This is a genomic window from Streptomyces nanshensis (assembly GCF_001751255.1).
In the GTDB taxonomy this organism is placed as follows: domain Bacteria; phylum Actinomycetota; class Actinomycetes; order Streptomycetales; family Streptomycetaceae; genus Streptomyces; species Streptomyces nanshensis_A.
Map to the genome: position 1 here is coordinate 34,343 of NZ_LJGW01000066.1, position 203 is coordinate 34,545.

The following is a 203-nucleotide window of genomic DNA, read 5'->3' on the forward strand; positions in this document are numbered from 1 at the left end:
TCGTCCGCGAGGATCTCCAGCGCACGCTGCACCCGGGCGCCCGCGGCGACCGCCGCACGCGCGGAGCGGCGCAGGTTGGCGTCGTCGAAGTTGGCGAGCCGGTTCGCGGTGGCGCGCACCTCGCGGCGCATCCGCCGCTCCTCCCACGCGAGCACGGACTCGTGGGCGCCCAGCCGCGTCAGCAGCGCGCCGATGGCGTCGCC

General features: G+C 77.8%; 1 protein-coding gene. It reads right to left on the reverse strand.

Annotated elements, in window-relative coordinates:
* Positions 1-203 (reverse strand): DNA-binding protein WhiA (gene whiA, locus AN218_RS37815; protein WP_244900230.1); only part of this gene is annotated, 203 nt, incomplete at both ends.